Below are 18,482 nucleotides of genomic sequence, written 5' to 3' on the forward strand. Positions count from 1 at the left end.
GGATGCCTCGGGTCGAGGCATCCGCTCCGCTTCTTGTCGTCTGAGGGGAGGCGCCCGTCAGTGCCCTTCCGTGCCGAGGGATCCGAGGTAGAGCCCGATGACCTTGGGGTCGTTGAGCAGCTCGCGGCCGGTGCCCTCATACGCGTCACGGCCCTGGTCGAGGACGTAGCCGCGGTCGCAGATCTGCAGGCATCGGCGGGCATTCTGCTCGACCATGATCGTGGTCACGCCCGCCTTGTTGATGTCCGAGACGCGGATGAACGCGTCGTCCTGACGGACGGGGGACAGGCCCGCCGACGGCTCGTCGAGGAGGAGCACCGACGGGTCCATCATGAGGGCGCGCGACATCGCGACCATCTGGCGTTCACCGCCCGAGAGGGAACCCGCGCGCTGCTTGAGCCGCTTGCCGAGCTCGGCGAAGATGCCGGTGACGAAATCGAGCCGCTCGGCGTAGACCTTCGGGCGCTGATACAGGCCCATCTGCAGGTTCTCTTCGATGCTGAGCGACGGGAAGACGTTGTTCGTCTGCGGCACGAAGCCGACGCCGCGCTGCACGAGCTTGTCGGACTTCAGCCCGACCACGCTCTCGCCGTCGACGGTGATGTCGCCGCCCCGCACCTTCACCATCCCGAAGATGGACTTCAGCAGCGTGGACTTGCCGGCGCCGTTCGGGCCGATGATCCCGATGAGCTCACCCTTGCGGGCGACGAGGTTCGCCGAGTTGATGATGTTGATGCCGGGCAGATAGCCCGCCGTGAGGTCCTTGACATCGACGACGATGCGTTCGCTCTTGGCAGCCTCGGCGACGCCCGCCGCAGCCGGCGACCCTGCGCCGTTCTCTGAGCTTGTCGAAGGGCTCACTTCGTCTCCTCCTCGGCCTCGGCGATCGCGGCCTCCTCGGCCTCTTTGATCTCTTCCAGCAGTTCGACGGCAGAAGTGTCGAGCTCGCCCGCGACGCGCCCGGTCACAACGCCGAGGTCGACGTCCTGGTGGCTGCCCAGGTACGCGTCGATGACCGCCTTGTCCTCCATGACCGTGTCGGGCGGACCCTCGGCGACCACCTTGCCCTCGGCCATGACGACGACCCAGTCGGCGATGTGGCGCACCATGTGCATGTCGTGCTCGACGAACAGGACCGTCATGCCGAGGTCCTTGAGGTCGAGGATGTGGTCGAGCAGCGACTCCGTCAGCGCGGGGTTCACGCCGGCCATCGGCTCGTCGAGCATGACGAGCGTGGGATCGCTCATGAGGGCGCGCGCCATCTCGAGGAGCTTGCGCTGACCGCCCGAGAGCGACGCCGCGTAGTCGTCTGCCTTCGCGTCGAGCTTGAAGCGCGTGAGCAGGTCCATCGCCTTGTCTTCGATGCCGTTGTCCTGCTTGCGCCAGATAGCAGGGACGATGCTCGCGAACAGGCCCTCGCCCTTCTGTCCGGTAGCGCCGAGCTTCATGTTCTCGAGCACCGTCAGCAGCGACAGCGACTTGGTGAGCTGGAACGTGCGCACCTGGCCCATCCGGGCCACCTTGAACGACGGGATGCCTGACAGCTGCGTTCCGTCGAACGACCATGTCCCCGAGTTGGGCTTGTCGAACCCGCAGAGGAGATTGAACAGCGTGGTCTTGCCTGCGCCGTTGGGGCCGATGAGAGCCGTGATCGCGTTGCGCGGGATCTCGAGGTGATCGACGTCGACGGCGGTGAGGCCCCCGAATCGACGGGTCACACCGTCCACGACCAGGATCGGGTCGTTCTTGGCGACGCCGGGAGCGGCGTCGCCCTTCGCGAGTCCCGCGGTCTTGGGGCGCCGGATCGACCCGGTCGCCGTCGGCACCGAACCGGTGGCGGACGCGGAGCCCGCGGGCGCGGCTGCCGCGGCGTCGGGTGCCGGTTCGGGCGTGCTGGGCGGGTTACTTGACAAAGGTCAGCTCCCTCTTGTTTCCGAAGATGCCCTGAGGGCGGAAGATCACGATGAGCATGAGCGCGACGCCCACGAGGATGAACCGGAGGATGCCTGCCTGGATCGGAGTCATCGGCAGGATGCCCTCGCTGGCCAAGGCCGGCAGGACGTTGTCGAGGAACGCCATGATCACCCAGAAGATCACCGATCCCACGGCGGGGCCGAACACCGTCGCGGCGCCGCCGAGGAGCAGGATCGTCCACAGGAAGAACGTGATCGACGTCGTGTAGGTGGCCGGGATCACCGCCGAGGGCAGCGCGAAGACCACGCCGCCCAGGGCGCCGAAGATGCCGCCGATGACGAGCGCCTGCATCTTGTAGGCGAACACGTTCTTGCCGAGAGACCGGACGGCGTCCTCGTCCTCGCGGATGCCCTTGAGCACGCGCCCCCAGGGGCTGCGCATGAGGGCCCACACCAGGTAGATCGCGATCGCGAGCAGGAAGAGTCCGAACACACGCACCCACAGCTCCTGGGCGCTCCACGTCCACGGCCCGAAGCCGTAGGTGCCTTCGGGGAACGGGTTGGCCGCGCGGAAGCCGGCGTGATAGCCGCCCAGCCCGTCCGCCGAGTTGGTGAACTCGTCGAAGACGGTCGTCGTGAACAGCAGACGGACGATCTCGGCCGCCGCGATGGTCACGATGGCGAGGTAGTCGGCACGCAGTCGCAGCGTCGGGATACCGAGGATGAACGCGAAGATCGTCGCGCCCACCATTCCGATCAGGATGCCGACCCACCAGGGAAGGCCGAAGGTCAGGATCGAGATCGCGTACGAGTACGCCCCGATCGCCATGAAGCCGGCCATACCGAAGTTCAGCAGACCCGCGTAGCCGAAGTGGACAGCGAGGCCGGTAGCCGCCAGCGCGTACGCAATGGTCGTCGGCTGAAGGATCCAGCTCGCGGTGTTGTTGAAGATCTGTCCCCAATCCATCTCGCGGCCCCTATCCCACTCGTTCCTTGCGACCCAGGATTCCCTGTGGTCTGACCAGCAGCACGATGATGAGCACGGCGAGCGCGCCCACGTACTTGAGGTCGGGTGGCAGCCAGAGCGTGGAGATCTCCACGAGCAGACCGACGATGATCGACCCGATGAGCGCGCCGAACGCGGTGCCCAGACCGCCGAGGGTCACCGCGGCGAAGATCAGCAGCAGGATCTGCACGCCCATGTCCCACCGCACACCCGGGCGGAAGTAGGCCCACAGGATGCCGGCCAGGGCCGCCAGGGCGGCGGACATCATCCACACGATGCGGATGACGCGGTCCACGTCGATTCCCGAGGCGGCGGCGAGCCCCGGGTTGTCGGAGATCGCTCGTGTCGCCTTGCCGACCCGGGTGCGCACCAGCCAGAAGGCGACGCCGACGATCACGACGATGCTGATGCCCATCGAGATCATGTCGATGATCGACAGGCTGATCGGACCGAGGATGCGGATCTTGGTCGCTCCGGCTCCGGGAAGCTGATAGCTCGTGCCGCCGATGAAGAACTGGAACGTGTAGCGCAGCGCGAGGGACAGACCGATGCTGACGATCATGAGCTGCACGAGCCCCAGCCCCTTGCGTCTCAGCGGCTTCCACAGTCCCGCATCGAGAGCCCAGCCGAATGCCGCCCCGAACACGACGACCAGGGGGATCACGATCCACATCGGCCACGAGAGGAACGTGCCGAAGACGAGCGCGACGATCGCGCCGAAGGTCACCATCTCGGCGTGCGCGAAGTTGGTCAGGCCCGTGGTGCCGAAGATCAGCGAGACGCCGATCGAGGCGAGTGCGAGCAGCAGGCCGAAGTTCAGGCCGTTGATCACGAGGGCGACGACGCGGTCGAACGCCGTCGCCGTGACGCGCTCGCCCTCGCCGAGGAACAGGTTGAGGATCTTGCTGTTCGTCAGACCGAAGGAGACTTCGAAGGATCCGGTGGTGCCCTGGATGGGCTGGGTGCCTTCGGGCAGCTGCTCGGGGTCGACGATGACCCCGTCGGGGAGAGTGTCCTCGTCGATGGTGAGGACGTACTCCTCCTTCTCGGGGACGTACAGCCGCCAGCGGCCCTCGGCGTTGGTGACGGTCTCGGCGTCGAAGCCGTTGCCCTCGATGGACATCGTCACGCCCTCGACGGGCTCTCCCTCATTGGTGACTATGCCGCCGAAGTAGAAGTCGGTCTGCTCCTGGTCCCCACCGGGGGTGTCGGGGGCGTCCGCGTGCGCACCCGTGGGTGCGGACAGGAACACCATTCCCGCGGCCAGCAGCAGGCCGAAGATCACGAGGATCCATCGGCGGCTGTTGATCGTGGTCACAGTCGTAGGACCCACAGAACCTCCCGTTCGGCACACCACGCGGACACCGAAGCTCGGGTCGCATCGGCCGTGATGACGACGCTACGACTGTAATGTGTCGTCCCTGTTTCGCCCAAGGTCACATGTGGATAAGTGATCCGATCGAAACCGGACGGCCCCCGCTTCGCCCTGTCGCCCTCGCGCGCGCCCGCGCGTGCCGTTGCTGCGGGAACAAACGGCGCCCTGCGGCGCTTAGAATCGAGTACGGAGCGTCACGAGCGCACCGGCCGCCGCCGTCCACCCCGAGAGCACGCGCGCGCCCGCGCGAGGAGACCCCCATGGAGCACAACGACCCCTTCGGCTTCGTCGGACTGACCTACGACGATGTGCTGCTGCTGCCCGGCCACACCGACGTGATCCCCAGCGAAGCCGACACCTCGTCCCGAGTGACGCGACGCATCACCGTCGCGACCCCGCTCATCTCGAGCGCGATGGACACGGTGACGGAGTCGCGCATGGCGATCGCGATCGCGCGCGAAGGCGGTCTCGGGATCATCCACCGCAACCTCTCGATCGAGGATCAGGCCGCAATGGTCGACCGCGTCAAGCGGAGCGAGTCGGGCATGATCACCGACCCGATCACGACCACCCCCGACGCGACGATCGAAGAGGTCGACTCGCTCTGCGCGCAGTACCGCATCTCGGGCCTTCCGGTCGTCGACGACGACAACCACCTCGTCGGCATCGTCACGAACCGCGACATGCGCTTCGTCTCGGGCTTCGAGCGCCAGACCACCAAGGTGCGCGACGTCATGACGACCGAGGGCCTCGTCACCGGCCGCGTCGGCATCAGCGCGGGCGAGGTCATCGCGCTCTTCGCCCAGCACCGCGTCGAGAAGCTCCCGCTCATCGACGAGCACGGCACGCTCGCGGGCCTCATCACCATCAAGGACTTCGACAAGAGCGAGAAGTACCCGCTCGCCACCAAGGACGAGCAGGGCCGCCTGCGCGTGGGCGCCGCCATCGGCTTCTTCGGCGACGCCTGGCAGCGCGCCGAGGCGCTGCGCGACGCGGGCGTCGACGTGCTCGTCGTCGACACTGCCAACGGCCAGTCGGCCGGCGTCATCGACATCGTCCGCCGCCTCAAGGCCGACGCGAGCTTCGACCACATCGACATCATCGGCGGCAACGTCGCGACCCGCGAGGGCGCGCAGGCGCTCATCGACGCGGGCGTCGACGCCGTCAAGGTCGGCGTCGGACCGGGCTCGATCTGCACCACGCGCGTCGTCGCCGGCGTCGGCGTGCCGCAGGTGACGGCCGTGTACGAGGCGTACCTCGCCGCCCGCGAGTCCGGCATCCCGGTGATCGCCGACGGCGGCCTGCAGTACTCGGGCGACATCGCCAAGGCGCTCGTCGCCGGCGCCGACACCGTCATGCTCGGCTCTCTCCTCGCCGGCACGGACGAGTCGCCGGGCGAGATCGTCTTCCAGGGCGGCAAGCAGTTCAAGCAGTACCGCGGCATGGGCTCGCTCGGCGCGCTGCAGACCCGCGGCAAGAAGACGTCCTACTCGAAGGACCGCTACTTCCAGGCCGACGTCCCCACCGACGACAAGCTCATCCCCGAGGGCATCGAGGGCCAGGTCGCCTACCGCGGCCCCGTCTCGGCCGTCGCCTATCAGCTCGTCGGAGGCCTGCGTCAGTCGATGTTCTACGTCGGCGCCCGCACGATCGACGAGCTCAAGGCCAAGGGCAAGTTCGTCCGCATCACCGCGGCCGGCCTCAAGGAGTCGCACCCCCACGACGTGCAGATCGTCGTGGAGGCCCCCAACTACAAGAAGTAGCCCGCTTCAGCGAGACGGATGCTGCGGCCCCGCGCGCTGCGCAGGGCGGCAGCATCCGTTTCTCTGCCGTCGAACCGCGTCAGGGGAGGCGGAAGGGCTCGGCCGCCCGGGCCGTTTCGTCTGTCGCGAGGTCGGCGAGGACCGAACCCACCGCGGGCGTGAACTTGAAGCCGTGACCCGAGAAGCCGGCGCCGACGACGAGGCGGCCGCGGCGGTCGAGGATGAAGTCCTGCGAGTCCGTCGAGGTGTACGTGCAGCTGATCGGCGCGGCCGAGTCGGCGTCGAGGCCCGGGAACCACTCGGCCACGTAGTCGCGCAGCTGCCCTGCCAGCGCGGGCACCGGGTGGAAGGTGCGCGCGTCGGGGTCGACGACCGGCCCCACGAGGTGGAAGCCAACCTTGACGCCCTCGCCCGGCGTCGGCATGCCGTAGACGTTCGCGGGGTACCGCTCGCGCGGCAGGAGATGGTTGAACGACGGCCACACCGGGTCGGCTGCGATCGGGGCGAAGTGCGCAGGGCTCTCCTCGGTCACGGTGAGCCGGGGGAGCGGGAACGACGGCGGAAGGATGCCGGGGGTCCAGGCTCCCGACGTCACCACCACGGTCTCGGCGACGAGGTCGCGGCGCTCGCCGCCGGCCTCGACCGTCAGCGTCACGCCGTCGGCGCGCTCGTCGAGCGAGACCACGCGGTGCCCGAACCGGACGTCGGCTCCGTAGCCGCGCGCGCCGCGCTCGAGCGCCTCGAGCGCGGCCGTGGCGCGCACCACTCCCGCGCCGGGCGTGAACAGCACGTCGGCGTCGAACCGCATGCCGCTCCAGCGCCGGGCCGCCTCGCTCGCGGTGAGCACCTCCGCGCGCTCGCCTCGGCCGACCAGGGCCCCGTGCACCTGGGCGACGACCGCGTCGTCGCCGTGCGTCAGCAGGCCGTGCAGGCGCAGCAGCGGCTCTCCGGTCGCGCGCGAGAGCTCGTCCCACTCGCTGCGGGCGAGGGTGAGCAGGTCGAGGTAGTGCGCCGCCGCGTAGGCGTTGTTGAAGTTGCGGGTCGCGCCGTGGGAGGCGCCACGGGTGTGACCGCGTTCGAACCGCTCGAGCGCGACCACGCGGTGGCCGCGGCGCGCGAGCTGCCACGTCGTCGCGAGGCCCATCGCGCCCGCGCCGACGACGACGTACGGAACATGCTCGGTCACGGGGCCTCCACGGTCTCGGATGCAGAGGGGCGCAGCATCCGTCTCCGCTCCCATCCAATCGCACCGCGTGCCGCTGCCGAGGGGGCGGTGACGGAGTGTGACGGGCGCTGCGGCGCACGGTGTCGCTAACCTGGCGCCATGATCAGGCAGCGGCGGCATCCTCTGGCGACGCAGCGGACCACGCGTCTCGAGGCGTTCACCGACGGCGTCTTCGCGATCGCGGCGACGCTGCTCGTGCTCGATCTCACGCAGCACTCCCTCGGTGAGGTCGACTCCGACGCCGAGATGTGGGCGGCGATCGGCGGCATGGGCGAGCTCTTCCTCAACTTCGCACTGAGCTTCGTGCTGCTGTGCCTGATGTGGATGGTGCACGTGCAGCAGTTCGAGCACGTCGCCCGCGTCGACTCGACGACGGTGTGGCTGAACAACGCACGCCTGCTGTTCATCGTCCTTGTGCCGTTCGCCACGAACCTCACGACCGAGTACTCCGACTACCTCGCGGGCCGGCTCGCCATGCCGGTGACCTTCTTCCTCGCCATTCTGTTCAGCTGGCTGCAATGGCAGTGGGCGGTGCGCCAGCACGACGTGCTGCTGCCCGACATGAGCCGCGCGGATGCTGTCGCTTACGGCCGCAGTTCGCTCAGCGCCCTGATCATCTCGGCGCTCGTCGTGGTGCTGGCGCCGTGGATCGGGTCCCTCGCCTTCCTGCTCTTCGCGTTCGACGGCGTGTTCACCCGCCTGCTCCGCGGGAAGAACTGACACGCCGGAAGCCCGGGACGACCGCCCCGGGTTCCGCGCGATCGCTCAGACGCCGGCGCGCAGCACCTCCGCGGGGTCGGTCTCTTCAGCCTCGACCTCCGGCGAGCCGGGAGCCGCAGCATCCGTCCCCTTCCCGGCCGGCAGCCACAGCGCCACGATCGTCGCGGCGAACAGCACCGCGGCGCCGGTGAACACGGCGGGGCGCGCGGCGTCGACGTACAGGTCGGGGAGGAGCTCGCCGCCGGCGCTGACGAAGATCGCGGTCATCACTGCCGTGCCGAGGGCCACGCCGAGCTCGCGGACGGTGGAGTTCACGCCCGACGCCTTGGCGTGGTCGATGAGTCCGAGGGTCGCGAGCAGCGCCGTCGCCGACGGGGCGAACACCAGGGCCATGCCGACGCCGGCCATGATGAACGGCGCGATCAGGGTGGGGTAGTCGAGGTCGGTCGACATGACCGCGGCGATCCAGGTGAGGGCGACGCCCTGCAGGGCGAGGCCGAGCACCAGCAGCAGCCGTGTGCCGACGCGCGGGGCGAGGATGCCGGCGATCGGGGCGACGACCATGGGCGCGAGAGTCCACGGGGTGGTCTGCAGGGCGGCCTCGAACGGCGTCGAGCCCTGCACGACCTGCAGGTACTGGATGAGGATGAACACCGCGCCGAACGTGCCGAAGCTGAACGCGAAGCCGACGATGTTCGTGATCGAGAACGAGCGGTCGTGGAAGAGGCGCAGCGGCATGAGCGGCGCCTTGGCGCGGGTCTGCCACCAGAGGAATGCCACGACGAGCAGCGTGCCGAGCACGATCTCGGCGATGACGCCGAGCGAGTCCCAGCCGTCGTCGTTGCCGCGGACGATCGCGTGGACGAGGGCGAGCACACCGGCGGCGGCGAGCAGTGCACCCGGCACGTCGATGCGCACGCGGGCGCCGAAGTCGTTGTTCAGGACGACGAGCGCAAGCGGGATCGCGATGATCGCGACGGGCACGTTGATCCAGAAGATCGCCTGCCAGTCCCAGCCCTCCATGATGGCCCCGCCGACGAGCGGGCCGACGGCGACGCCGAGGCCCGAGACGCCGCCCCAGATGCCGATCGCGAGCGCGCGTCGCGCCGGCGGCACGGCACCGCTCAGCAGCGCGAGCGACAACGGCATGACCCCCGCCGCACCGAGGCCCTGCACCGCGCGGGCGGCGATGAGCTGACCCGGGTCGGTGCTGAGCGCGGCGAGCACGGATCCCACGCCGAACACGGCGATGCCGATCGCGAAGAGGGTGCGGCGGCCGAACCGGTCGCCGAGCGCCGAGGCGATGAGGATCGCGCCGGCGAACGCCAGCGTGTACGCGTTGACGAACCACTGCAGCTCTTCGACGCTCGCGCCCATCTCGCGGTGCAGCACCGGGAGCGCGTTCGTCATGACGAGGTTGTCGAGCGTGGCCATGAACATCGGAAGGGATGCTGCGGCCAGCACGAGCGCGAAGGGCCGCGTGCGGCGCGGGGCCGCGGTGAGGGTGGTGTCGGTCACGGGAAGCTCCGTTGTAATTCGATGATTACTTGCTGGAGACAATGTAGTAATCGACTGATTACAAAGTCAAGTCATTCGCTGATAACCTTTCGGCATGACATCTCCCGGACTCAGCGGCACCGGCGCCGTCGGCGTGGAGGAGGCGGTTCCCGAAACCGGCAAGCGCCTCTCGTCGGAAGAGCGCCGGCGCCAGATCCTGGTGGCCGCTCTCGCGGTGTTCGGTGCGCGCGGCTACGAGGGCGCGACGACCGACGAGGTGGCCCGCGCGGCCGGCGTCAGCCAGCCGTACGTGGTGCGGCTGTTCGGCTCGAAGGAGAACCTCTTCCTCGCCGCGCTCGATGATGCCCTGGCCCGCATGCTCGCGGGCTTCCGCGCCGCGCTCGCCGACACCGACGCCCCGCACGACCCCGACATCACCCCCGAGAAGGCCGCCGCCAAGCGCATCGGCCAGGCGTACGTCGACCTGATCGAGGTGCGCGGCCTCCACCAGACGCTGGCACACGCCTACCTGCTGGGCAGCCACCCCGCGATCGGTGCGGCCGCCCGCAAGGGGTTCGCAACCGTGTGGCGGTTCTTCCGCGACGAGATGGGGCTCGACGCCGACGACTCGCGCGCGTTCATGGCCGAGGGCATGCTCATCAGCACGATGATCGGCCTCCGCATCGTCGACGACTACGGCTCCGACCCGCAGATCACCGAGCTCTTCCGCTCCTGCTTCCCCACCGAGCTGCCCCACGTCCTCGAGGTGCTCCCGCGCGGCATCGACCGCTGGTAGGCGACTCGGTTCGGATGACGGATGCTGCGGCCCGCAGCATCCGTTCACATCACGTGTTCTCACCGAGTACATGCGTCGTTGGCGCGCACAACGGGTGGCCTCGGTGACAGCACGCGATGTGAACGAGCGGACGTCGGGAACGGATGCTGCCGCCCTGGCCCGCGTCGGGGGCGCGGCGTAGGGTCGGGGGCATGTGCCGGAACATCCACACGCTCCACAACTTCGAGCCCGCAGCCTCGTCCGAAGAGGTCCACGCCGCCGCGCTCCAGTACGTGCGCAAGATCTCGGGCACCACGAAGCCGTCGAAGGCGAACCAGGAGGCCTTCGACCGCGCCGTCCACGAGATCGCCCACATCACGCAGCACCTGCTCGACGACCTCGTCGCGGTGGCACCGCCGAAGAACCGCGAGGTCGAGGCGGCGAAGGCGCGCGAACGCGCGATCAAGTCCGGCCGCTACGCCGCTCCGGCCGCCTGACCCGTGGGGTAGTCTGGTCGGCTCCCTGCACGGCGACGGATGCCGGACGGAGCAGACAGGGAACACCGTGGGCTACATCGACATCGCCGCCGTCTCGTATGCGCTGCCGGACGGGCGGCCGCTCCTCGACGAGGTCTCGTTCCGCGTGGGCGAGGGGTCGACGACGGCGCTCATCGGCCAGAACGGCGCCGGCAAGACCACGTTGCTGCGCATCATCCGCGGTGAGACGCCCGCGCTCGCGGGCGTCGTCTCGATCGACGGCGGCCTCGGCGTCATGGACCAGTTCGTCGGCCACGGCGAGGCGGGGCAGACCGTCCACGACCTCCTCATCGCCGTCGCCCCCGACCGCGTGCGCCGCGCCGCGCGAGAGCTCGAGGACTCCGAGGCGGCGATCATCGAGCACGACGACCTCGACACGCAGATGAGGTACGCCGGGGCGCTCGCCGACTACGCCGAGGCCGGCGGCTACGAGTACGAGACCGTGTGGGACACGTGCACGACGACGGCCCTCGGCATCCCGTTCTCGCGAGCACGATTCCGCGAGCTCACGACGCTGTCGGGCGGCGAGCAGAAGCGGCTCGCCCTCGAGGCGCTGCTGCGCGGCCCCGACCAGGTGCTGCTGCTCGACGAGCCCGACAACTACCTCGACGTTCCCGGCAAGCGCTGGCTCGAGGAGCGCCTGCGCGAGACGAACAAGACCGTGCTGCTGGTGTCGCACGACCGTGAGCTGCTGGCGCGCGCCGCCGACCGCATCGTGACGCTCGAGGCGGGCGGCGCCGGAAGCACGGCGTGGGTGCACGGCGGCGGCTTCGGCACCTACCACCGCGCGCGGGAGGACCGGATGGCGCGCCTCGACGAGCTGCGCCGCCGCTGGGACGAGCAGCACGTCAAGCTCAAGGAGCTCGTGGCGACCCTCAAGGTGAAGGCCACCGCGAACGACACCTTCACCTCTCGGTACCGCGCCGCGCAGACGCGGCTGCGCAAGTTCGAGGAGGCCGGCCCGCCGCAGGAGCGCCCGAAGGAGCAGGACCTCGACGTGCGCCTCCGCGGCGCACGCACGGGGCGCCGCGCGGTGGTGGCGGAGCAGCTCGAGCTCACCGGGCTCATGAAGCCGTTCGACCTGGAGGTGTGGTTCGGCGACCGGGTCGCGGTGCTCGGCTCGAACGGCTCGGGCAAGTCGCACTTCCTGCGGCTGCTCGCGCGCGGCGGCACCGACCCCGACGGGCGGCTCGGGCACCTGACCACCACCGGCGCGGGGCTCGAGCCCGTGGCGCACACCGGCCGGGGCATCCTCGGAGCGCGTGTCGTGCCCGGCTGGTTCGCGCAGACGCACCGCCACCCCGAGTTCGACGGCAAGACGCTGCTCGACATCCTCCATCGCGGCGAGGACGCCCGCGCCGGCCTGCCCCGCGAGGCCGCGTCGAGCGCCCTCGACCGCTACGGTCTCGTCGCCCAGGCCGAGCAGACGTTCGACAGCCTGTCGGGCGGGCAGCAGGCGCGCTTCCAGATCCTGCTGCTCGAGCTCTCGGGCGCGACGCTGCTGCTCCTCGACGAGCCGACCGACAACCTGGATCTCGTCTCGGCCGAAGCGCTGCAGGACGCCCTCGCCCGCTTCGAGGGCACCGTGCTCGCGGTCACGCACGACCGGTGGCTCGCGAAGTCCTTCGACCGCTTCCTGGTCTTCGGCTCGGACGGGCGTGTCTTCGAGTCGACCGAGCCGGTCTGGGACGAGACGCGCGTCGCGCGGGCGCGCTGACGATCACGGATGCCGAGCCCCGCGGCATCCGTGACCCACGCCGTCGGAGTCGCGCCGGGGTTTCGAGGCGCGCGAGGGCCGCCGGGTAGGCTGGACGGCGTGAGCATGGACATCGAACTCGGCCGGGCCAAGCGGGCGCGTCGCGCCTACACGTTCGACGACATCGCGGTGGTGCCGTCGCGGCGCACCCGCAACCCCGAGGACGTCTCGACCACGTGGACGATCGACGCCTTCAGCTTCGACATCCCGGTGCTGGGTGCTCCGATGGACTCGGTCGTCAGCCCGCGCACCGCGATCATGCTGGGCCAGCTCGGCGGCCTCGGCGTGCTGGACCTCGAGGGCCTCTGGACCCGCTACGACGACCCCGAGCCGCTGCTCGCCGAGATCGCCGGCCTCGAGAAGGCCGCCGCGACCCGCCGCATGCAGGAGCTGTACGCCGAGCCCATCAAGCCCGAGCTCGTGCGCGACCGGCTCGCCGAGATCCGCGCCGGGGGCGTGACGGTCGCCGGATCCCTCACCCCGCAGCGCACCCAGGACCTGTACGAGACCGTCGTCGCCGCCGGTGTCGACCTCTTCGTCATCCGCGGCACCACCGTGTCGGCCGAGCACGTCTCGAGCGTCGACCAGCCGCTGAACCTCAAGAAGTTCATCTACGACCTCGATGTCCCCGTCATCGTCGGCGGCGCGTCGACCTACACCGCGGCCCTGCACCTCATGCGTACGGGCGCGGCGGGCGTGCTGGTCGGCTTCGGCGGGGGAGCGGCGTCCACGACGCGCGCGACCCTGGGCCTCCACGCCCCGATGGCGACCGCGGTCGCCGATGTCGCCGGCGCGCGCCGCGACTACCTCGACGAGTCGGGCGGGCGCTACGTGCACGTCATCGCCGACGGCGGTGTGGGCACGTCGGGCGACATCGTGAAGGCGATCGCGATGGGCGCCGACGCCGTCATGCTGGGCGTGGCGCTGGCGCGGGCGACGGATGCTCCGGGCCGAGGCTTCCACTGGGGCCCCGAGGCGCACCACGCCAAGCTTCCGCGCGGCCGCCGCGTGAAGGTCGACCAGGTCGCGTCGCTCGAAGAGATCCTCTACGGCCCCGCGCCGGTCGCCGACGGCACCGCGAACCTCATCGGCGCGCTGCGCAAGTCGATGGCCACGACCGGGTACTCCGACCTCAAGGAGTTCCAGCGCGTCGAGGTCGTCGTCGCGCCGTATGCCGCGGGATGACGGATGCCATGACCGACCCCGACCCGACGGGAGCGGCTGAGCCGGACCCTCCGGTCGCAGAGCCTGCCGAAGCGTTCCCGCCGACGCTGCGCGAGGTGATGCTGCGCCCGCGATGGATCGGGATGCTGCTGCTCTGCCTCGTCGTCGCGGGAGTGTTCGCCTGGCTCGGGCAGTGGCAGCTGGGTCGCGCGGTGCTGACGAATCCGGTGCCCCCGGGCGCGACGGAGGAGGTGCAGCCCCTGGCCGACGTGGCGCTGCCGGGCGAGTACCTCCCGGAGCCGCTGGTCGGCCAGCGCGTCGAGACCCGCGGTACCTGGGTGCCCGAGGACTTCCTCATCGTCGAGTCGCGCTACAACGACGGCGCCCTGGGCTACTGGGTGACAGGGCAGCTGCGCATCGATCCCGACGTGAGCGCGACCGTCGGCCCGGCCTCGGTCGCCGTGGCGCTCGGGTGGGCCGCCAGCGAGGACGACGCACGTGCGGCCATCGAGGAGCTCGAGGGCGCCGCATCCGTCTCCGAGACCGTCGAGGTGACAGGGCGTCTGATCTCAGACGAGGGGCCGGTCCTTCCGCCCCGCGGCGAGGATCCGCAGACGCTGACGCGCATGTCGCCTGCCGCGCTGCTCGGGCAGTGGCACGACGTCGACGCCCTCTTCGTGTACCGCCCGTACATCGCCTCCGTCGACGCGGTCGCCGGGCTCGACGCGATCTCGTCGCCGGCCCCGGTCGAGGGCTCGGGGATCAACTGGCTCAACATCTTCTACGCCGTCGAGTGGGCCGTGTTCGCCGGCTTCGCCTTCTACCTCTGGTACCGCCTCGCGAAGGACGCGTGGGAGAAGGAGGTCGAGGACTTCGAGGACGACCGCCGCGAGGCGGAGGGCGATCCCGAACCTGCGACCTCCTGAACCGGGGACGCCCGCAGCCCTGAGCCAGGAATCCGGGCACAATGCCGCGGGTAGACTGGGGGTCATGCCCCGCACCCCCAAGCTCGCTTCCTTTCCGGCGATCCGCGGAGCCCTGAAGTTCTACCAGATCTGCTCGATCATCACGGGCACGATGCTGCTGCTGCTCGTCGCCGAGATGGTCGCGAAGTACTGGCTCGGCTACGAGCTGTTCCTCGGTGGTTCCGGAGGGTTCCTGTGGTTCGCCCCCGTCGTCGAGACGGCCTCCGGCCTCGAGTCGACCGGCGACGGGTTCAACCTGTCGCTCGGCATCCTCGTCGCGCACGGCTGGTTCTACGTCGTGTACCTGATCTCCTGCTTCCGCGTGTGGAGTCTCATGCGCTGGAACCTCCTGCGTCTGGGCATGCTGGCCGCGGGCGGCATCGTGCCCCTCCTCTCGTTCTTCATGGAGGCGCGCGTCGGCCGCGACGTCAAGACCTACCTGGCCGAGCGTGAGGCAGCCGAGCTGCACTCCCAGGCCGGGCACTCGACCCTCACCCACGCGATCCCGACGGAGAACAAGCGTTGACCGAACAAACCGAGACCTCGCAGCGCCCCGTCCTCGTCGTCGACTTCGGCGCGCAGTACGCGCAGCTGATCGCCCGCCGCGTGCGCGAGGCCGGCGTCTACAGCGAGATCGTGCCGCACACGGCGACCGCCGCCGACATCGCGGCGAAGAACCCGGTGGGCATCATCCTCTCCGGCGGCCCTTCGTCGGTCTACGAAGAGGGCGCCCCCGCGCTCGACACGGGCGTCTTCGACCTCGGCGTGCCCACGCTCGGCATCTGCTACGGCTTCCAGGTCATGGCGCAGGCGCTCGGCGGCGAGGTCGCGAACACCGGACTCCGTGAGTACGGAGCGACGGATGCTGCGGTCACAGGTGACGGCGGCGTGCTGCTGGGCGGTCAGCCGGCCGAGCAGAACGTGTGGATGAGCCACGGAGACCAGGTCGCGAAGGCTCCGGAGGGGTTCGAGGTGCTCGCGTCGACGGGCGCGACTCCGGTCGCGGCGTTCGGCAGCGACGAGCGCCGCTTCTACGGCGTGCAGTGGCACCCCGAGGTCAAGCACTCGGACCACGGCCAGCAGGTCATCGAGAACTTCCTCCACAAGGCGGCGGGGCTTCCGGCCGACTGGAACAGCGGCAACGTCATCGCCGAGCAGGTCGCCAAGATCCAGGCGCAGGTCGGCTCCGGCCGCGTCATCTGCGGCCTGTCGGGCGGCGTCGACTCCGCCGTGGCCGCGGCCCTCGTGCACAAGGCCGTCGGCGACCAGCTGGTCTGCATCTTCGTCGACCACGGGCTCCTCCGTAAGGACGAGCGCGAGCAGGTGGAGCAGGACTACGTCGCGTCGACGGGCGTGCGCCTGGTCACGGTCGACGCGCGTGAGCAGTTCCTCAACGCGCTCGCCGGTGTCAGCGATCCCGAGCAGAAGCGCAAGATCATCGGCCGCGAGTTCATCCGCACGTTCGAGCAGGCCGAGGCCGCGCTCGTCGCGGAGGCCGAGGCCGACGGCGAGCCCATCCGCTTCCTCGTGCAGGGCACGCTCTACCCCGACGTGGTCGAGTCGGGCGGCGGCACCGGCACCGCGAACATCAAGTCCCACCACAACGTGGGCGGCCTCCCCGAGGACCTGCAGTTCGAGCTGGTCGAGCCGCTGCGCACCCTGTTCAAGGACGAGGTGCGCGCCATCGGCCGCGAGCTCGGGCTGCCCGAGGTCATCGTCGGCCGCCAGCCCTTTCCGGGCCCCGGCCTCGGCATCCGGATCGTGGGTGAGGTCACCGCTGACCGCCTCGAGATTCTGCGCGATGCCGACGCCATCGCCCGCGAGGAGCTGACCCGCGCCGGCCTCGACGGCGAGATCTGGCAGTGCCCGGTCGTGCTGCTCGCCGACGTGCGCTCGGTGGGCGTGCAGGGCGACGGCCGCACCTACGGCCACCCGATCGTGCTGCGTCCGGTCTCGTCTGAAGACGCGATGACCGCCGACTGGACGCGCCTGCCCTACGACGTGCTGTCGAAGATCTCGAACCGCATCACCAACGAGGTGCGCGAGGTCAACCGCGTCGTGCTCGACGTCACGTCGAAGCCGCCGGGGACGATCGAGTGGGAGTAGCAGTGGGGGATGCCTCGGATTTCGGTCCGAGGCATCCGTCATCTCCGATCCGGTACGGGAGGATGGACGGGTGACGGACCCCGTGGACACGCTGCCCGATGCCGATTACGTGGTTCTCGGCAGCCGCGTCGCACTGGGGCTCGACGGCGGGTTCGCCGTCGCCGTGCCCGCGCGGCTGCGCCTGCTCGAGTCAGCCGGTGCTCGCGAGCCGCTCCTGCTGAGCGTCGACGGACAGTCCCCCGAGGCGCATGCGGCGCAGCGGCAGGCGTTCGTCGACGGCGGCCACGTGCCCGACGCCTCGCGCGTGCGCAACCTGTTCGACGAGCTGCTCGCCGGTGGCGAGTGGCTCGAGCGGGTCGGAGAGCCCGGCGGGCGCACGCCCGGCGTGACCTATCGGACGATCACGGATGCTGCGTCCCGGCCTGTCGTCTCGCTTCCCGTGTTCGAGAACGATCCCGAGTGGCACCTTCGCGATGTGGCAGTGGTGGCGCACGCGGCGGGCGGGGATCGAGTGCTGCGCGGCTTCCGCGGTCTGTACATCGCATGGCTGGAAGCGATCGCCGACGAGCGCCGGGCGGCCGCCGGTGATCCCGCGCGACTGTTCGTCGTGGTGTGCGAATCGCGGCAGATCGGTGAGGCGCTCGTGGGGTGGGACGCACCGCGGGTGCGGCTCGTGCACACCGTCCACAACTCGCACCTGCCCGCGCCGCACGACGACCCCGCGGCGCCGGTGAGCGGCCTGTGGGACCGCTGGCTGCCGACGCTTGCCGCATACGACGCGGTGCTGTGGCCGACCGCGGCGCAGCGCGACGAGGTCGCCGCGCGGTTCGGCGACCCCGGCACGTTCCACGTCGTGCCGAACACGATCGAGCTCGGCACGGAGCCACCGGGTGCGGCAGCGCGTGATCCGCGCCAGGTCGTCATGCTCAACCGGCTCGCTCCGCAGAAGCGCGTCGACCTCGCGATCCGGGCCTGGGAGCGCGTGGCCGAGGCCGTGCCCGAGGCGCGGCTCGACATCTACGGCGACGGTCCGCTGCGGCAGGAGCTGCAGGAGCTGATCGACGAGCTCGGGGTGGCAGCATCCGTGACGCTCCACGGAGCCACCGCCGATCGCGACGCGATCTTCGACCGTGCCGCGCTGTTCGTCACGTCCACCGCCTTCGAGGGGCAAGGGCTGTCGATCGCCGAGGCGCTCGCGCGCGGCCTGCCCGTGGTCTCGTTCGACGCCCGGTACGGCCCGCGCGAGGCGATCGCCGACGCCGGCATCGTCGTGCCCCCCGGCGACGTCGACGCCTTCGCCGACGCGATCATCGCCGTGCTGCGCGATGACGACCACCGTGCTGAGCTGTCTTCGCGGGCGCGCTCCGCTGCAACGGCCTTCGCCCCCGGCGCGGTGCGCCCCGCTCTCGTCGCGGCCTTGCGGTCGGCTGTCGAGCGGCCCTCGCGTCGCATCTGAGTGGGGTTGCCCTGCCCGGTCGGCCGAGTACGGGTGCGCGGATCAGCGACGGTGCTGTCTCCTACGGTCGATGAACTTCCGGCTCACTCGGCTCCTCTTCGGCTACGGAGACTCCTCGTGTGAGTCGGAGGTTCATCGTCGTGTGGGTGTGTTTCGTGTTCGTGTGAGTCGGAAGTTCATCGTCGTGTGGCTGTGGTTCGTGTTCGTGTGAGTCGGAGGTTCATC

General features: G+C 70.0%; 16 protein-coding genes. 10 read left to right on the top strand and 6 right to left on the bottom strand.

Features of this window, described 5'->3' with window-relative positions; translation table 11 throughout:
* Positions 1–57: 57 nt before the first annotated feature.
* The 4 genes from ACFQ7C_RS14550 to ACFQ7C_RS14565 form a co-directional block, all read right to left on the bottom strand.
* Positions 58–780 (bottom strand): ABC transporter ATP-binding protein, encoded by a 723-nt coding sequence (locus tag ACFQ7C_RS14550; protein WP_378902870.1) that lies wholly within the window; start codon positions 778–780, stop codon positions 58–60.
* Between the two features lie 77 nt (positions 781–857).
* A complete protein-coding gene (locus ACFQ7C_RS14555) occupies positions 858–1,805 on the bottom strand; it encodes an ABC transporter ATP-binding protein (RefSeq protein ID WP_378902873.1) in 948 nt (315 codons plus the stop codon).
* 97 nt (positions 1,806–1,902) lie between these two features.
* Entirely contained in the window at positions 1,903–2,880 is a 978-nt protein-coding gene (locus tag ACFQ7C_RS14560) for a branched-chain amino acid ABC transporter permease (RefSeq protein ID WP_378902478.1), read from the bottom strand.
* A 10-nt stretch (positions 2,881–2,890) separates the two neighbouring features.
* Positions 2,891–4,174, bottom strand: a complete 1,284-nt coding sequence (locus ACFQ7C_RS14565; RefSeq protein ID WP_378902876.1) for a branched-chain amino acid ABC transporter permease — start codon at positions 4,172–4,174, stop codon at positions 2,891–2,893.
* A gap of 380 nt (positions 4,175–4,554) precedes the next feature.
* Here ACFQ7C_RS14565 and guaB point away from each other — a divergent pair, with 380 nt between their 5' ends.
* Complete coding sequence (gene guaB, locus ACFQ7C_RS14570; protein ID WP_378902481.1) at positions 4,555–6,057, top strand: IMP dehydrogenase; 1,503 nt, start codon at positions 4,555–4,557, stop codon at positions 6,055–6,057.
* 79 nt (positions 6,058–6,136) lie between these two features.
* Here guaB and ACFQ7C_RS14575 read toward each other — a convergent pair whose 3' ends face one another.
* Positions 6,137–7,243, bottom strand: a complete 1,107-nt coding sequence (locus ACFQ7C_RS14575) for an FAD-dependent oxidoreductase (protein ID WP_378902484.1) — start codon at positions 7,241–7,243, stop codon at positions 6,137–6,139.
* A gap of 138 nt (positions 7,244–7,381) precedes the next feature.
* Between ACFQ7C_RS14575 and ACFQ7C_RS14580 the strand changes: the two genes are divergently transcribed.
* The gene (locus ACFQ7C_RS14580) at positions 7,382–8,002 is read left to right on the top strand and encodes a TMEM175 family protein (RefSeq protein WP_378902487.1); all 621 of its coding nucleotides are present in this window, start codon (positions 7,382–7,384) and stop codon (positions 8,000–8,002) included.
* 45 nt (positions 8,003–8,047) lie between these two features.
* On the opposite strand, the gene ACFQ7C_RS14585 is transcribed toward ACFQ7C_RS14580, so the two are convergent.
* Positions 8,048–9,520 carry an MFS transporter gene (locus ACFQ7C_RS14585; RefSeq protein WP_378902490.1) on the bottom strand — a complete coding sequence of 491 codons (1,473 nt, stop codon included), beginning with the start codon at positions 9,518–9,520 and terminating at the stop codon, positions 8,048–8,050.
* Positions 9,521–9,614: 94 nt separating this feature from the next.
* Here ACFQ7C_RS14585 and ACFQ7C_RS14590 point away from each other — a divergent pair, with 94 nt between their 5' ends.
* The 8 genes from ACFQ7C_RS14590 (at position 9,615) to ACFQ7C_RS14625 (ending at position 18,257) form a co-directional block, all read left to right on the top strand.
* A complete protein-coding gene (locus tag ACFQ7C_RS14590; protein WP_378902493.1) occupies positions 9,615–10,295 on the top strand; it encodes a TetR/AcrR family transcriptional regulator in 681 nt (226 codons plus the stop codon).
* Positions 10,296–10,486: 191 nt separating this feature from the next.
* On the top strand, positions 10,487–10,771 hold the full coding sequence (locus ACFQ7C_RS14595; protein WP_378902496.1) for a DUF2277 domain-containing protein: 285 nt from the start codon (positions 10,487–10,489) through the stop codon (positions 10,769–10,771).
* A gap of 67 nt (positions 10,772–10,838) precedes the next feature.
* On the top strand, positions 10,839–12,527 hold the full coding sequence (locus ACFQ7C_RS14600) for an ABC-F family ATP-binding cassette domain-containing protein (RefSeq protein WP_378902499.1): 1,689 nt from the start codon (positions 10,839–10,841) through the stop codon (positions 12,525–12,527).
* Between the two features lie 105 nt (positions 12,528–12,632).
* Entirely contained in the window at positions 12,633–13,751 is a 1,119-nt protein-coding gene (locus tag ACFQ7C_RS14605; protein WP_378902879.1) for a GuaB3 family IMP dehydrogenase-related protein, read from the top strand.
* 98 nt (positions 13,752–13,849) lie between these two features.
* A complete protein-coding gene (locus ACFQ7C_RS14610; protein WP_378902882.1) occupies positions 13,850–14,656 on the top strand; it encodes an SURF1 family protein in 807 nt (268 codons plus the stop codon).
* 64 nt (positions 14,657–14,720) lie between these two features.
* Entirely contained in the window at positions 14,721–15,221 is a 501-nt protein-coding gene (locus tag ACFQ7C_RS14615) for a DUF3817 domain-containing protein (protein WP_378902502.1), read from the top strand.
* Positions 15,218–16,801: a glutamine-hydrolyzing GMP synthase gene (guaA, locus tag ACFQ7C_RS14620; protein ID WP_378902505.1), complete on the top strand. Its 1,584-nt coding sequence runs from the start codon at positions 15,218–15,220 to the stop codon at positions 16,799–16,801. Before ACFQ7C_RS14615 ends, guaA begins: the two co-directional genes overlap by 4 nt.
* A gap of 70 nt (positions 16,802–16,871) precedes the next feature.
* Positions 16,872–18,257 carry a glycosyltransferase gene (locus ACFQ7C_RS14625; RefSeq protein WP_378902508.1) on the top strand — a complete coding sequence of 462 codons (1,386 nt, stop codon included), beginning with the start codon at positions 16,872–16,874 and terminating at the stop codon, positions 18,255–18,257.
* Positions 18,258–18,482 lie beyond the last annotated feature (225 nt).

Source organism: Microbacterium sp. NPDC056569, assembly GCF_042793475.1.
GTDB lineage: Bacteria > Actinomycetota > Actinomycetes > Actinomycetales > Microbacteriaceae > Microbacterium.

Excerpts from the sequence above, each read along its gene's own strand:
- ACFQ7C_RS14560 (WP_378902478.1), bottom strand. The coding sequence starts at position 2,880 with ATGGATTGGGGACAGATCTTCAACAACACCGCGAGCTGGATCCTTCAG.
- ACFQ7C_RS14565 (WP_378902876.1), bottom strand. The coding sequence starts at position 4,174 with ATGGTGTTCCTGTCCGCACCCACGGGTGCGCACGCGGACGCCCCCGAC.
- guaB (WP_378902481.1), top strand. The coding sequence starts at position 4,555 with ATGGAGCACAACGACCCCTTCGGCTTCGTCGGACTGACCTACGACGAT.
- ACFQ7C_RS14580 (WP_378902487.1), top strand. The coding sequence starts at position 7,382 with ATGATCAGGCAGCGGCGGCATCCTCTGGCGACGCAGCGGACCACGCGT.
- ACFQ7C_RS14590 (WP_378902493.1), top strand. The coding sequence starts at position 9,615 with ATGACATCTCCCGGACTCAGCGGCACCGGCGCCGTCGGCGTGGAGGAG.
- ACFQ7C_RS14595 (WP_378902496.1), top strand. The coding sequence starts at position 10,487 with ATGTGCCGGAACATCCACACGCTCCACAACTTCGAGCCCGCAGCCTCG.
- ACFQ7C_RS14605 (WP_378902879.1), top strand. The coding sequence starts at position 12,633 with ATGGACATCGAACTCGGCCGGGCCAAGCGGGCGCGTCGCGCCTACACG.
- ACFQ7C_RS14610 (WP_378902882.1), top strand. The coding sequence starts at position 13,850 with ATGCTGCGCCCGCGATGGATCGGGATGCTGCTGCTCTGCCTCGTCGTC.
- ACFQ7C_RS14615 (WP_378902502.1), top strand. The coding sequence starts at position 14,721 with ATGCCCCGCACCCCCAAGCTCGCTTCCTTTCCGGCGATCCGCGGAGCC.